Annotated in this window: 12 protein-coding genes; 3 read left to right on the top strand and 9 right to left on the bottom strand. The window is 37.6% G+C overall.

The genetic code is table 11. From position 1 onward, the window contains the following. Positions 1-535 precede the first annotated feature (535 nt). Entirely contained in the window at positions 536-946 is a 411-nt protein-coding gene (locus HS5_RS02350) for an STK_08120 family protein (RefSeq protein ID WP_236752479.1), read from the top strand. 309 nt (positions 947-1255) lie between these two features. Here HS5_RS02350 and HS5_RS02345 read toward each other — a convergent pair whose 3' ends face one another. The 6 genes from HS5_RS02345 to HS5_RS02320 all read right to left on the bottom strand — a co-directional run bounded on the left by HS5_RS02345 (position 1256) and on the right by HS5_RS02320 (position 5889). Then, positions 1256-1795 carry a hypothetical protein gene (locus HS5_RS02345; protein ID WP_236752478.1) on the bottom strand — a complete coding sequence of 180 codons (540 nt, stop codon included), beginning with the start codon at positions 1793-1795 and terminating at the stop codon, positions 1256-1258. Continuing rightward, positions 1764-3140 (bottom strand): selenium-binding family protein, encoded by a 1377-nt coding sequence (locus HS5_RS02340; protein WP_236752476.1) that lies wholly within the window; start codon positions 3138-3140, stop codon positions 1764-1766. Before HS5_RS02340 ends, HS5_RS02345 begins: the two co-directional genes overlap by 32 nt. A 354-nt stretch (positions 3141-3494) precedes the next feature. Then, positions 3495-3632: a hypothetical protein gene (locus HS5_RS02335; protein WP_236752475.1), complete on the bottom strand. Its 138-nt coding sequence runs from the start codon at positions 3630-3632 to the stop codon at positions 3495-3497. A gap of 17 nt (positions 3633-3649) precedes the next feature. After that, positions 3650-4174: a PaREP1 family protein gene (locus HS5_RS02330; RefSeq protein WP_236752474.1), complete on the bottom strand. Its 525-nt coding sequence runs from the start codon at positions 4172-4174 to the stop codon at positions 3650-3652. Between the two features lie 449 nt (positions 4175-4623). Further along, positions 4624-5106, bottom strand: a complete 483-nt coding sequence (locus HS5_RS02325; RefSeq protein ID WP_236752473.1) for a tetratricopeptide repeat protein — start codon at positions 5104-5106, stop codon at positions 4624-4626. A 312-nt stretch (positions 5107-5418) separates the two neighbouring features. Further along, the gene (locus HS5_RS02320; RefSeq protein WP_236752472.1) at positions 5419-5889 is read right to left on the bottom strand and encodes a PaREP1 family protein; all 471 of its coding nucleotides are present in this window, start codon (positions 5887-5889) and stop codon (positions 5419-5421) included. Positions 5890-6297: 408 nt separating this feature from the next. Between HS5_RS02320 and HS5_RS02315 the strand changes: the two genes are divergently transcribed. Both HS5_RS02315 and HS5_RS02310 read left to right on the top strand, forming a co-directional pair. Then, entirely contained in the window at positions 6298-6537 is a 240-nt protein-coding gene (locus tag HS5_RS02315) for an AbrB/MazE/SpoVT family DNA-binding domain-containing protein (RefSeq protein WP_236752471.1), read from the top strand. Beyond that, positions 6512-6922, top strand: coding sequence for a PIN domain-containing protein (locus HS5_RS02310; protein WP_236752470.1), 411 nt, complete (start codon positions 6512-6514; stop codon positions 6920-6922). Before HS5_RS02315 ends, HS5_RS02310 begins: the two co-directional genes overlap by 26 nt. 1011 nt (positions 6923-7933) lie before the next feature. On the opposite strand, the gene HS5_RS02305 is transcribed toward HS5_RS02310, so the two are convergent. The 3 genes from HS5_RS02305 to HS5_RS02295 all read right to left on the bottom strand — a co-directional run bounded on the left by HS5_RS02305 (position 7934) and on the right by HS5_RS02295 (position 15035). Continuing rightward, positions 7934-10372, bottom strand: coding sequence for a beta-propeller fold lactonase family protein (locus tag HS5_RS02305; RefSeq protein ID WP_236752468.1), 2439 nt, complete (start codon positions 10370-10372; stop codon positions 7934-7936). A 913-nt stretch (positions 10373-11285) separates the two neighbouring features. Beyond that, on the bottom strand, positions 11286-11459 hold the full coding sequence (locus tag HS5_RS02300) for a hypothetical protein (protein WP_236752467.1): 174 nt from the start codon (positions 11457-11459) through the stop codon (positions 11286-11288). Positions 11460-11762: 303 nt separating this feature from the next. Continuing rightward, a complete protein-coding gene (locus HS5_RS02295) occupies positions 11763-15035 on the bottom strand; it encodes a hypothetical protein (RefSeq protein WP_236752466.1) in 3273 nt (1090 codons plus the stop codon). Positions 15036-15043: the final 8 nt, after the last annotated feature.

Genomic DNA, 15043 nt, shown 5'->3' with positions numbered 1-15043 from the left:
TAAAATCGATTATGATGTTGATTTTCAGCAATATACAAAAATCTATCAATATTAGTTTTTTATGGAGATTTCCTTAATTAATGGATCAACATACAAATGATTATGCCATCATTTATACTTAATAAAGAATAGCATATATTTTCAGAAAACATCTAAACAAACTTGTTAAAGGGATCACAATAGAGATTAAGGATGAATGCCTATAATGCTTTTAGTTGTTTTTAATCACTCCTTTCACAGATACTAAGCTGATACAGTACCCAATCCCTCTCCTTCTCATGTTCGTCAGAGTTAATAGAGTTACACCGAAACTCAGCCTCAACAACACTTGAATTAAAATCTGCTTTTTAATAATCTCTTAATCGTTCCTCCCACTATTCAGACTTGTTAGGCATACATGACATCGTTAAATACTCACGAAGTACCAATCAGAATAACTTCACTATAATATTAACTTACAGAAAAGAAAGGGATATTGCTGAACACATGATTATAAAAGAATACATTTATATATAACCAAAATCTACAGATATATGTGAATAATAAAGTAGTTATCTCATCATCGTTTGAGAAAGATGTAATGTTAAAGTTATTTTCGAATCAAAAGTTCTTTTTTACGAATTTTACCCCTTTTATTATAGTTAATGAAGAAAATGAGAACGTTTTCTACATATACGGCGAACTCTATTCCATCTTTTCAGCCTTCGACGTAGAGGCTAGAGTGAGGAAATACGTTTCAACTGAGTCCGTAACTTACATACTCATACTTCAACCCGGTTTAATATCGCAAACTTTAGATCGCCTAATTGACAGGAGTTACAAGGGAGTCCCACCTAAGGGTAACGGGAAAATAATCATCAACGTCACTGAAGAGAAGATAGAAATATCCGTAGATTATGAAGGAGATAAAGAGAAGGTGATAGTAAATTCCATAATTAAAAAATAAAGAAAGAAGCTAGGAGGTTTGACGAAAGTGTAAGAATGGAAAGAATAAGGAGACACTTGTAAAGTACGTTGCATTATATTAAGAATACTAAAGTCTTTAGTTACAAAGGACTAGTAAATAATGGAAGCTACAAGATGTCCTTTGCATTAGCATTTAAAGACTATATAACAGTAGTTTACGGGAATTTCTCTTCATAAATATTTTCATTTTTTTAATATTACAATAAATCTTGTCCGTGAAGATGTCAAAGGCTTAGTTAATCTCTTCTATTACTTAAGGTTACGTAACAAGAATTTTAGATAAAATCTACTATATAAATTGAGAAGCTACTAGGAATAAACCTAGCGTTAAACCGACGAGTATGCTAACTACTTCCATATTAAGCATTGCCAACCTCCTTAACAAGTCTTCGTTAGAAACGGAGAAAACTACTTTTAACGAAAAGTTAGTCAGCATGAAAATGACGTATGACGTAATATTAAGTACTGCCAAGAATATAGGGAGGACGAACTCCATATTTATAGAGTAGTTTATCACCATCCATTTCACTGCAGTCCTAAAGTTAGGGCTAAAACTACCTGTGTAATGGTTATACTTCCACACCAAGAACTTAACTACGTACATTATTACTAAGACTACGCCTAAGACTGTGACAGACGGTATATCAAACTCAACGAAGACTGCAGTCCACAAAAACAAGGGCAAAGATAAGACGGGGAGTAAAAAACCCTCAACCCTTTTATTGAACTTCCTCAAATATAAAGAAAAAAGGGGTCCCTTATACACGTTTAGCCCTTCAGCAACCCCTGCCAAGAAGCTAAGGGTAGCAATAAGAATCTGAGCTTGCATCCCCACCACTTAACCTAACCTGGTGAGCCCTAGCACTGCCGAAATCCACGAAGAACTCCTTATCAAGACTAAAGCCGTCCCCTGAGTTAAGCTTAACTAACCAACCCCTTATTCCCTCGGGGTAGAATTGGTTGTCCCAAGTGCTGTACAGGGAGTTAGTAACGTAAACTCTCTTACCGTCCCTGCTTATCTCTAACATTTGTGGTCCTCCAGTAAGTTTACCGCCAGATGGGTGGGTCTCGTTAGAGCCTATCCCTCCCAATTTTACTTTCCCTACTAGCACGGGCTTGAAGGGATCAGAGACGTCGTACTTCCTTACTTCCCCAGTGCCCCAGCAACTGACGTACAAGTGCTTATCATCTAACGATAAGTCTATGTCTGTAACAAGGGGAGGGATTGCGTTGAAAGGCTTTAAGATTTCCGGAAGCCCACCGTCTGCTTTTTCCGCACCTATCTCAATTACCTTTTCAGCGTTCCACTTACCTCCCTCATAATACCAAAGCCAGACCGAACTGCTCAAGTCCTTGAGGCTTACTACAACGTTAACGAAACCCATGAGTTTTGTAGGGTCGTGGAAAGGCCTAAGTTCAAGAGCCATCCTGTTTTCCTCACCTAAGGTTAGTGAAGATGCCTCCCTCCTCTTCTCCAAATCCCATAAGTGTACCCTGTTGCCGTATCTGTCCTTTAAATGCTCTAGCTTTAGCCCGCCTTCTATTGTATTCGGTACTCCCCACTCACTCGTTACCATTACACCGTTCGGTAAGTTCCACCAAAAATCGTAGGCAAAGTACTGGTCTCCCCTGTCTATCTCCCACCTCCCTAATACATTGAAGTTAAAGTGGTCTAAAACTAGGACTCCTCCTGGGCCTTCGCCATCTGCGTTACCCAAAGCACTTATGTATATCCCGTTGGGACCGCAGTGTACTGTATGTAGCCTGCTGTATCCCGTCTTCTCCTTTACCTCTTCCGGCTCAATTATTTTAGTTATTTTAGGCGACCTTGGGTCAGGCTTAGTGTCGATGACGTATATCCTCGAAGACCTCAAGCCTGGCACTATTAAATACCTCCTCTCTATCCCCGGGATCCCGTTAGGGCATAAAGCAGAACTGCAGGCGTTCCAGCCGAAGTGGTGTAGTTCGTCTCCCTTATTAGGTAGGTTAACTTTTCCAACGATCTTTGAATACGTAGGTGAACTGGGGTTTACGTCTACCACTGCTAGGTAGTCTTGAGCATCTACACCAGTCCCTTCGTAGAGGCAGGCTACATAGGCTAATTCCTCGGGCTTCGCTTTCATTGCTGATTTAGGGGAAGGGTAGAATGTTGGATCACTCCTAAAGGTTATCATGTCTCTCTGTTTATATTTTGACTTTGTGTCATTTATTTTAATTTATATGTGCAAAATTTGCACTAAAAGAAAAGCTGAGATAGTGCCAGAAGTTCGTTGTGACATTTAGCATTTGTTCTACCTTCCTTGGTAATACTGAATTACCAACAAAGTTTTTAGGTTTGCATTTGGCAGATTGAAAAGTGTAAAGTATGTGAATGTGTTTAGCCTTTCATGTCAAGTAGTTCCACAAATTCGTTAAAATAAGTTTATGTGAATACCTTGATTCATTAAAAAATTCTAGCTACGTTAAAATAGAATAGCGACTCTATTTATTTAAAAATGTCATACGTAAATATGCCCACTGTGCCCATTTTATTCCAGTGTAGTCCATTCAGCTTTATTTTGGCATTGCTTTGTTGCGTAGTTCTTTAGGCTAGCTTTTACGACGTTAGTTAAAAGTTTTACGTTAGCCTTGATGAAAATTGAAATGACCCACCACAAAGCGGGCATATGACACATAACTACTCTTAAAAGGAGATTAACCTCTTTATTTTCTCAAAGAGTTCCTTCTCTTCATCACCTAACTTCATGGACGATATTATATCGACTTTAGCCTTTATTAACTCCTTTATAGAGATTATAGCTTCGCTCCTACTGTGAAATGGACTTATGTCCTTATCTAAGCCATTATACGCATACTTATGAATGCCTAACATTGCAGTAGTTAAATTTACCAAACCTTTAAAACCGAGGTCTTCAAGGTCTCTCGAAATCCCAACTAGACCGGTAGTAGGTGCTGAATACCCTATCCTCATATACAATTTAATTTCCTCTTCCTTTCCTTTCTTCATCTCCATTATTTTATTAAAGTTGGCAACAACAATTGAGCTTAACAGTGTCTTCCATGAAAGGAAGAGTTTACTTGCAGAGTTTCTACTATAGCCATTCTTGAGCATTTCAATACTCAAGTAAAGCTCCTGCAAAGCCTCAAGTAACCTAAGTCTAGAATACTTCTCCGGCTCCTTGAAAAACTTAGGTAACTGTGACTCCATAATATGACTTCCCTACCTAACCTTAAAATCTTTAGTATAATTAGAAACCCTTTTTCAACGACATGGCTATAACAATTGGATAGCGAAGTATTGCTTAGAGAACGGTTAGCATCTTTTTACCCTATGTAGAAGGTTCGAGTTTTAGACGTCATTGAACTGAGCTTATTTGACGGAGGTAAAGGATATTAGGGCTAACTACATTAGAACAGTTCCTTTTAGTGAAAATGAACACTTTGTACCAGAAGTTAGCAAAATATTGTGTGTATTATAGAATAATCAAGTTTTAGTATTATCTTTCCGAGATAATGAATTTAATAGTTTTTAAAATCTCCTCTAGGATTTTATAAAGTATACAATTTAATTCGTAAAGTTCTGATTCCTACCTTAAGAAATATGAATAAATATTAAATGAAATATTCATAAGGATCTCAAACATGTCTTAAACCTTACTAAGCTCTTTGAGAATTGTCGACGCATATCCCGTCTATATACTGCGTCAACGCCCTCCTATACTCTCCAAGGAAGCCTTCATTTCTTCCTAAAATGTGCTTAAACATTAGACAAAACGCTTCACTAGCCCTGCCTAGATTAAACATTGTAAGAGAAAGGAATAGGAGAGAAGAAGGTTCTTTACTCTTATTGTAAATGTCAGAAAGGATTTCGTAACTCTCGTCCAATTCTCCAACCAAACGTAAGGAACTGGCTAACTGTATTAAGCACATATCGTGGTACTTCCCAGTTATACCTTTCCTTAAGGCTTCCCTATATAACGGTATTGCCTCCTTTTCTTTTCCCAAGTAATCTAACACATTTGCGTACTCGTAGATGACCCTAGGGTTATCGCCAAACTCTTGATAAAGCTTTTTAAAATAATCCTCCAATTCTTCATCAGGTTTCTTATAACCTTCTTCTATCAATTTTTCTATATCCATGAAATAACCACGATGTGCTCTAATATATAGTTTCCTTAACGTGAGTAAGGCAGTAACTAACTAGGCATTTTGCGCCATCGTTAGAAGTTAACCTAAACGTGGGTCTAATTAATTCCGCCAACGGATATACAATAGGACACCCTAGCCCTTTCAGTAGACCAAAAATCTTGCTGTGAAAATAATTCTCATCAGCTAGTAGGTAATACGATTGGATAGTCGACTAGCGATTCTAAGCGTTACGCTAGACCTTTTAACGATGTGAAATTGAAACAAACCCGTTATTACTCGACTATAAGGAGAGGAAATAAGCATTCAGACCGTTAATGCACTCTTCGCTTTCTCCAGCATTTTCTTCACTTTTTCCACGTTTACAGTAATCTTATCCACGCTCAACTTACCCTCGTGGAAACCCCAGACATGTAGTACATACCCTGCGTTCCATCCGTCTGCAACCCAGTCACCCAACCTCTTTGACAACTCATTAGTCGCACTAGCGAGCAAGTACGTATACCATCTACCTTCGGTCACTGCTTGCCTATATTCGTTAATGTTGAACTTTTCTGCTAATGTCTTAACTATTTCTTCAGCTACCTTGTAAGCCTTCTCAGAAGCTTGAACTGGGTCACCTTTCTTTAAATAATCGTAAGCCTCGTTCATGTACTTTTCCGCTATTTCTAACCTTAGTCTGACCCCTTCGTGAGGGTCGTTTTTAGCTATCTCTCTTATAAGCACGTCCTCTACGTCAATACCTTTTTCCTTAGCCTTTTTTATTATCTCTTCCATAAGTATACTACTGAAAATTGCGTTTATTAAAGATAAGCTTGCTCTTACAGAAGTGATACTCGTTCGTTCTGCTAAACACTTTTCACGCTGATACGAGGCCTTTTTTATAGTAAATGGTTTTATCGATAAGAATCGCATCTTACAAGTTTCTAGTTCCCTTTTAACATCTTAAGCTATATGCGTTGTGTACTGTCCCATGTTTATCCTTGACCTTCAGGGTCTAGCTAAGCATAACCTGTCATCATCATAAAGGTAATGAGGATCTCTCTTAAGATACTCCAATAGGTGTTCAGTTTATTTCTTACTGTAAAGTTCTAATCGTGTTGGATTAGTCTAACATATGCTTGACGGAATGAGCTAAGAGGAATTGACCATAACCCTTAAAACCTGTAACTGTATTTACTTACTATGAGAGTTAAAGTTACTAGGAATTTCCAGATTACTATACCGGTTGAAGTTAGGGAAAAGTTGAACATAAAGGAAGGTGAGTACGTCGACGTTACGGCTAATGAAGAAGAGGGGATAATTATTATTAAACCTTATCGTAAAAAGTGGACTACAGTAAGGTTAGGTAAGAGGATAAACCAGAGTGATATTGATAAAGCAATAGAGGATGCAATAGATGACTTCACGAAGGATTCTAATTGACACTAACGTGCTAGTATATTCTACTTTTGAGGACTCTGAACGACATAAAGAGGCAGTGAAAGTCCTAACTGAAAACGAGGTCGTAATCCCGCAAATAGTAATTTATGAGTACATGTGGGTTTTAGCAAAGTTAACTAATAACGTTGACCTCATTAAACAGAAACTGGAGGAACTTAAGGATTTTGAGATTGTTAAGGAGGAACTGGAGGATATTATAAAAGGAGTCGAAATGCTGAAATATGACAAATCCTTGAGGATGCTTAACGATTATATAATATTAGCACTGGCTAAGAGGCTCAACATAGAACTCACAACTTATGATAGTGAGTTAATAAAGGCAGGGATTAAGAACGGCGTAAATATTTATAATAGTTTTAGCTCATAACCGAGAATTCTTCAAACTGTGCGCTCATGCAGTCACCTTATTCTATAAGTTATAGTGAAAATCTAGGTAGAATCACAAGTGCATCCTTTAAACTATAATTGGCATTGTCAACCAATTTGGTAAGGAGTCGGGATTAAAGAACAGTTAATTGCATTTCTAAATTTTAGACATTATTATAGTCTTTTTCATAGTAAATGCGAAGGGTAATGATTTTATCGATAAGAAGCACATCTTACAGATTTCGTTATTTCTCTTTTAACGTCTTAAGTGGCAGTTGTTCTACTTCCCCTCAGCAGTACAGAATTCCGATATTATCGATAAAGTTTTTATGTATACGTTCGATTAGTTGAAAAGTGTAAAGTCTCTGAAGTAGATTAACTGTTATAGTGCCCTTAAATTGAGGAGTTACACAGGTTCGTTAAAATATGTTTATTAAACTATATAAATTTATAGAAAATCTTCAAGCCACGTTAAAGTAGAGTAAACTGCTATTCTTAAGGCTAGCCCTTTATAGTTATTATGAAAAAGACTATATCTACCCTCGGCGGAAAACCAGTTGAATAAAACCTATTTGATGAGAGTATTAGCAGCTTACGGAATTTTATTGCTTAAATATTTTCATTTTGTGATGTGATAAAATAACTCTTATCCGACGAAAAGATCTTAGGCTTTACAGTGAGCTATTTAATTTCTCTTCTATTAAATTGTTTTTAAGGTTATCTAACTCTGCAAGGATTTTCCGATAAAAGCTATAAGCATAGTGCTTTGGGGAATAGTTCAATTTTTATCAAAATTAACGTAAAACTCACTTTTAACGCAACGTCTGATTTTGAATTTAAGAAAAGTCAACGGGTCTAACACCTAAAGAAATTGAAGGGACCAACAAACTAGCATATTAGATAAAGCTAAAACAAGATGACCCATGAGATCATGACCCTACAAAGCAGATTACTACGTATTCATTAAATACGTCTATCATGATACAAACATTAAAAAAGGTATTTACTTATTTTACTTCCTCCTTGTTAGGACTACAGCGACTCCAACAACTATTACGACCACAGCAACTATTACATAGATTATTGGGGAGATAGAGGGTGAAGTAGTGCTTGGAGTAGGCGAAGTTATAGGTGGTATAACACTTGTAGCGCTTGTCTGCGTAGTAGTTTGAGTACTTGTAGGGGTAGTTGTTGACGTCCGTGTAGATATCTGAGTGAACGTTGTACTCAAAACAACGTTAGAACCACTAACGGTTACTGTACCGGACGACTGAGATACAGTGTATCCATGCACTGAACCTATAGTGTATAAATAAAAGCCGTTAGGCTCTTTAAATACTATAGTATTTGAAGTAGAAGTCTTAGTGACGCCGTTCAAAGTTACTGACCAAAGAGTTCCCGGGGGTAACCCATTTTCAGTGAAAGTGACCGAGTAACATAGTGTCTTGGCCGATGTAGAGATTATACTTATGGCTCCAGCACCACAATCTGCAACGTACAAATAACCGTTGTTGGGATCATAAACTATTCCCTGTGGCCCATGTCCAACTCCTATGTCTGTTATTACGGAATTGTTCACAGGATCTATAACAGATACGTATCTAAAACAAGGAACCGTAACGTATAAATAACCATTACTGGGATCATAAACTATTCCCCGTGGATTAGTTGTTCCACATATATTAATACATCCAACTTGTATGTTTGTTATTACAGAATTGTTAGCAGGATCTATAACAGATACGTGGCCGGAACCATAATCCGTAACGTATAAATAACCGTTATTGGGATCATAAACTATTCCATTCGGACGATTTGCAAATTCTTCTATCCTTATTTCTATGGTGGAAATCACAGAATTGTTCACAGGATCTATAACAGATACGGAGCCAGAACGACAGTTCGTAACGTACAAATAACCGTTATTGGGATCATAAACTATTCCCCATGGATTACATCCAACTTCTATGTTTGTTATTACAGAATTGTTAGCAGGATTTATGACAGATACGGAGTTAGAACCAGAATCCGTAACGTATAAATAACCATTACTGGGATCATAGGCTATTCCCAATGGATTACTTCCAACTCTTATGGTAGCGATTATAGAATTACTAGCAGGATCTATCACAGATACGGAGTTAGAACCGCAAGTAACGTATAAATAACCGTTATTGGGATCATAAACTATTCCCCGTGGACTACTTCCAAATCCTATGGTGGAAATCACGGAATTGCTAGCAGGATCTATAACCGATACGGAGCCAGAATTAGAACCCGTAACGTATAAATAACCGTTATTGGGGTCATAAACTATTCCCCATGGATAAATTTCAACTCTTATGGTAGCGATTACAGAATTGTTAGCAGGATCTATAACCAAAACAGAATTAAAACCATAATTCGTAACGTATAAATAACCATTACTGGGATCATAGGCTATATCACATGGATCAATTTCAACTCTTATGGTAGCGATTACAGAATTGTTAGCAGGATTTATGACAGATACGGAGTTAGAACCAGAATCCGTAACGTATAAATAACCATTACTTGGATCATAAACTATTCCAAATGGACCACTTCCAACTCCTATTTTGGCGATTACTGAGTTGCTATTAGGATCTATGACCCATACGCTGTTACAATAACCAAAACCAGAAGTAACGTATAAATAACCGTTATTGGGATCATAAACTATTCCATGTGAACCTTCTATAACTTCTATGTTTGTTATTACAGAATTGTTAGCAGGATCTATGACAGATACGTAGCCGGAATCACAGCCCATAACGTATAAATAACCGTTATTGGGGTCATAAACTATTCCATTCGGACGACTTGCAAATTTCCCTATACTTATTTCTATGGTGGCGATTACGGAATTGTTCACAGGATCTATAACAGATACGGAGCCAGAACGACAGTTCGTAACGTACAAATAACCGTTATTGGGATCATAAACTATTCCCCATGGACCACCTCCAACCCCTATGGTAGCGATTACAGAATTGTTAGCAGGATCTATGACAGATACAGAGCCGGAACCATAATCCGTAACGTACAAATAACCGTTATTGGGATCATAAACTATTCCCAATGGACCACCTCCAACCCCTATGGTAGCGATTACAGAATTGTTAGCAGGATCTATGACAGATACAGAGCCGGAACCATAATCCGTAACGTATAAATAACCATTACTGGGATCATAAACTATTCCCCTTGGATAACCTCCCAAATTTGGACCGCAATAGTTACCTTTAATCAGAGTGTTATTAAATAACAGGAGGGTGTACTTAACGTAGCCCAGGCTTGAGTTATTGCTCGTTGCGTTAGTCTCACCGTGTCCTACTAACGTCACAGGAGTAATAACTGAAACTAATAAAGCCAGGGAGAGTATGAGGTTAATTACGAATTTTTTCTCAACTTTATAACCTTTTAATACCATAGGTAAACTTTTTTGTTTAGGTTATTAAACATTTCGAAAATTTAAGCATCACTTACTCCACGAGCAGTTCAAGTCCACAAGTTAAGTTTATTAGTCACGTGAATATTCCTTAGCTGGGAAGGAAAAGTGGTTCACAAGTCTTTAAGTCTTAGTAAAACCGTGACTTGCCCCATCTAGGTAGACTTAAAGTTTACCTTTAGAATGGTCATGTCCAGATATTATTTTATTACAATAGTCGTTCTACTTTTACGTCAGTATGGGGATATCATTTTTAGGGTAAAAAATGAGAACGGAAAAAGTTGAGAGAATGCAAATTTCTAGAGAAAATTTTGTATTTATGGCAAAACCTAATCATATGAAACGTGAGGACTCAAACGGACGAAGTTCAACCGGGACTTCACCAGGTCTGCCCCTAAGCTAATTTACTTGGTCCTCTCTAAACGTTTTTCCATGAGGAGGGATCTGGGACAAATTAGTTCCAGCACTCCCAATTATGTATAGCGTTTCCGGATCTTTAGTCTAACTCTTTAGTCGGGGCTGTTCTCATGCAGTCGTCCTATTTGATAATTTCTAGTAATATTGTAGTCTTTTTTATAGTAAATGCTAAGGATAAAGATTTTATCGACAAGAAGCACATCTTACAGCTTTCATTATTTAGTTCACTTTTAACTTCTTAAGGTAAAGTTAGTCCTTAGCAACTATTATGAAAAAGACTATATGTGTAACAGTTTACGGGAATTTCTATTTACTCAAATATTTTCATTTTTACACTATGATAAAACAAATCTTGCCCATTTTACAATGAAGACTTCTCAGGCTTTATAGTTAATTTCTCTTCTATTACTATTAAAATATTTTTAAGGTTATCTAACTTTGCAAGGATTTTCCGATAAAAGCTATATATGATCAGTATCTAATATCCTGCACTCCCGTTAAATAAGCCTAATTTAATGACGCCCAGACCTCTGGATAAACCTGATTTAATAAGGTCGTGAGGTAATACTTGACAGTCCTCTAAGCCGTAGACCTCATCACCCAGCACTATATCCAAATAATTTACCGTTAAATAAGGCATTTCTAATTCCAAAAATTTTACTACTAAGGTGGCTGCACAAGGACATACCAGATTTTTATTAAAATTACTTTTAATTTAGCGTCTGATTTAATAAAAGCTAACGGGCTTAACACCTAAAGAAATTGGAGTACGCAACAAGACAACACTAGGAAAAAACTAAATGGGAAGAAAATGCTTTGTGGAATACTTCAATTTCTATCAAAATTAACGTAAAACTCACTTTTAACACAACGTCTGATTTTGAATTTAAGAAAAGTTAACGGGTCTAACACCTAAAGAAATTGAAGTGCACAACAAAACAGGAAGAAAAGATTTTTACTTCTTTCTTATTAGGAATATAGCTACAGCTGCTATTACTATAATTATTACAACTATGCTTAATACAAGACCTAGGTTACTTTGGGGCTTTGTGTTAGACGGAGATGTCACAATACTAGATGTTGTCGTCGTTGAAGTGGTCGTAGTAGATGTTGTCATAATTTGTTTATACGTTGATGATATTATTTCAGTCTTAGTTAATGTCAACATACCTTCAGTAATGTTTGGTACGTACCCATTACTTGTGGTGAATACCCTATAAGAATAATTGCCGTATGGCATAGTTATACTCATCGAAGACGATTTAGTAGTGTAATTCCTCCCGTTTATGCATACAGTCCATGACACACCGCTGGGCAAACCTGTTTCTTCAAATGTTATTGTAAAGTTCTCAGGGACAAACTTAAACACGACTTCGTTATTCTTACATAAGGTAATTTCCTCTTCCTCGGGTGACACTACGTAATACTTAGAGTACACCTCTACTTTATATTCACCGTAAGGTAACGTTATGTTAAACCCTCCAGAAACAGTAGTATAATTAGCACCGTTTATGTCAACCACCCACTCATATCCCTTTGGCAAACCGCTTTCCACCAAAATTAGAGTGTAATTCATGGGCATGAACTCCAAGCAAATTAATTGTTTTTCTGTTAGGTTTACCGTACCCTCGCTAACGTTAGGTATATAGTGGGCCGAGAATACCCTATACACGTAAATCCCAACGGGTAGTGTTAACGTGATATAGCCCATGCTACTGTTATATTTTGTCCCGTTCACGCAGACGTACCATATCACGCCATTAGGCAACCCTACTTCTCTGAAAGTAACGTTATAGCGTAAAACGTAGAATCCTACGCTTAACGTCACATTATGGGTCAAATTAACGTAACCCGTATACGGTGTTACACCGTATTCCGTTACGTTGAACACCTTATATTCATAGTGCCCGTAAGGTAAAAGGAAGCATATCTTATCCGTTGTAGAGTTCCTTACAATACCGTTGACGCAGACTGACCAAACAGTACCCTCAGGCAGACCGCTTTCCACAAAAGTTATAGTAAAGTTTTTCGGGGCAAAGTCCACTTGGACAGTCTCATTTGATGTCACGTGAATAGTCCCTTGAGAAGGTAATGAGGTATAATACGCTGAGTACACTTGATAAGAGTAAATTCCACTTGATACCACGAATGTTATGGTGTTAGAGGTGGAAATCTTGGTCGTCCCGTTGAAAGTGACCGACCAGGCAGACCCAAACGGTAGACCTGACTCCTTGAAAGTTACGCTATATAAAGGAGTGAAGGAAATATTTATTATAACGTTGGAAGTAGTCACGGTCACGACCCCAGTGGGTTGTGAGACAGCATACCCTGATACATTGCTTATGTTGTAGGAATATGTACCCGGAGGTACACTGAATGTTATTGTTGGAGACGAAGACGATTCCTCTTGCCCGTCAAAAGTTACTGACCATAGAGTGCCCGGCGGTAAGCCGGATTCAACGAAAGTGACTTGATGCGGTATCATGTTATCCAATGATATTTCCTCTACGTAGTCACCAAAGCTTTGTACTGAATTAAAACAGTAGATCCCTTGTGTACTCGAGGCAGATATCGCTAGCTTACTGACGTTTTGCGGTAAAGGTAGATAATAGACCCCTTTATTAAATAAATAACTTTTGAAGGATGTTAATATCCCTTGAGAGTTCAACGAGAAGATAGATAATACAGTCTGGTTCTGGTTTACAGTAATTTTCAACATCCCTTGAGAGACTGTGGCGTTAAAGTAATTGAGCTTTGTATTGTAAGTCATATCTGGATAGTTGAAACTACCGTAAACCGGGTATGTTGTTGGATAACCACAATGAACAGGGATGTCCATCATTAAGTTATTATATTTAGTAAATACTAATTCCCCCGGAGGTATACTACTATTCTGAATATTGCCTTGTACACTGTATAAAGTCATGCCAGGGGAATATGAGGTCCCTATAGTCCACCAATTTTCTCCAATTACACCCATTCCTAGGTTAGGGACTTTCACCCATTGATTCCCAATTTTCATCTCCATCCCTTGAATTACTGTTACAGGATTTGAGATGAAGCAGGTCGCGTTCTCAGAACCTATTCTAGCCTCAGTCAAGACCTCGAATCCTAGGTCGAATCCTCCGTTAGAACATGTAGTGGTTGCGTTAAAATAACCGTTAAATTCAGGGCATATAATGGGTGTGCCATTTATAAACACTCCCCAAGTTGTATTAGAAATAAGTGCCATAGTAAAGTTATAAATATCTCCAGGTATAAGGGGATAATTAGTATCTGAAATAGCTATACCTGGAAATATGTTTGAAAATGCTGACAAAAAAGGATATGATATATAGAAAGAGCCTGAAGAACCATTATACCAATTGCCAAAGCCAATTTGAGCCCACCAGCCCTTACCATTTGGATAGTAGAACCCTTCTCCTATCCAAAGTGTCAAGGGATAGGCACGTGTGTAATTTGGTGCTTTTACTAAGAACGAGATCCCCGTATTCTTATTTACATTAAAGTTAACAGGACCGAAGTTTGCTGCAAATTGTGGTGGGATAGTTATGAGTGAGGCAGTATAATTGTCTATATAATAGTCCCAGAGACTGTAAGCGTAATATCCAGTGGAAGGGCCTAAGTTTTTGACCACCAATTTCATCCCTTGCCCAGAATAATTGAAATTCACGTAACCGTAATCGTTGTTAGGCGTTATTGAAACTAGGGAGAATGGATGACCCACTATAACTTTGGAGTAAATTTCAGTAGAGCCTAAATATACGCAGAATTCGAGAGTCGAATTCATGGCACCGAAACTCAAGCCTTCAGGTCCATCAGTCGGACAAAGAGCTAGCGTAACTGTTTGGTATCCGCTTATCGGTTCATAAGGATGATAACCGTTAGGTCCTCCTGCCCATGGTGCCGGAACAAAATGAATTGACACGTCTGCGTTACCTTGCACATTTAAAACGTCAACAGCGTTACTAGTAACATATAAAGGGTTACATGAATTTACAGCATAAATGTATTTACCATTAGGGAGATTGAACGCTAGTCGACTAGAATCACTAGTGTACCTAGCTATGCAGTCGTTTCCTTTAGAGAATATCCTAACAACCCACACATTCCCATTTGGTATGCCCGTCTGAGTAAAAACTACGTTACCGGACTGAGAAAAGGGACTTTCCTCAGAGACTTGCCTATAATTTGCGTGTGATAGCCAATATTGGAGATCTAATTGCATATAATTTT

Origin of the sequence: Acidianus sp. HS-5 (assembly GCF_021655615.1) — an archaeon.
GTDB lineage: Archaea > Thermoproteota > Thermoprotei_A > Sulfolobales > Sulfolobaceae > Acidianus.
Note: the sequence above shows the minus strand (reverse complement) of the source record. Positions and strands in the feature narration are given on the sequence as shown.

Coding starts and splice junctions, on each gene's coding strand:
- HS5_RS02325 (WP_236752473.1), bottom strand. CDS start 5,106: ATGGATATAGAAAAATTGATAGAAGAAGGTTATAAGAAACCTGATGAA.
- HS5_RS02330 (WP_236752474.1), bottom strand. CDS start 4,174: ATGGAGTCACAGTTACCTAAGTTTTTCAAGGAGCCGGAGAAGTATTCT.
- HS5_RS02310 (WP_236752470.1), top strand. CDS start 6,512: ATGACTTCACGAAGGATTCTAATTGACACTAACGTGCTAGTATATTCT.
- HS5_RS02315 (WP_236752471.1), top strand. CDS start 6,298: ATGAGAGTTAAAGTTACTAGGAATTTCCAGATTACTATACCGGTTGAA.
- HS5_RS02295 (WP_236752466.1), bottom strand. CDS start 15,035: ATGCAATTAGATCTCCAATATTGGCTATCACACGCAAATTATAGGCAA.
- HS5_RS02320 (WP_236752472.1), bottom strand. CDS start 5,889: ATGGAAGAGATAATAAAAAAGGCTAAGGAAAAAGGTATTGACGTAGAG.
- HS5_RS02345 (WP_236752478.1), bottom strand. CDS start 1,795: ATGCAAGCTCAGATTCTTATTGCTACCCTTAGCTTCTTGGCAGGGGTT.
- HS5_RS02340 (WP_236752476.1), bottom strand. CDS start 3,140: ATGATAACCTTTAGGAGTGATCCAACATTCTACCCTTCCCCTAAATCA.
- HS5_RS02335 (WP_236752475.1), bottom strand. CDS start 3,632: ATGCCCGCTTTGTGGTGGGTCATTTCAATTTTCATCAAGGCTAACGTA.
- HS5_RS02305 (WP_236752468.1), bottom strand. CDS start 10,372: ATGGTATTAAAAGGTTATAAAGTTGAGAAAAAATTCGTAATTAACCTC.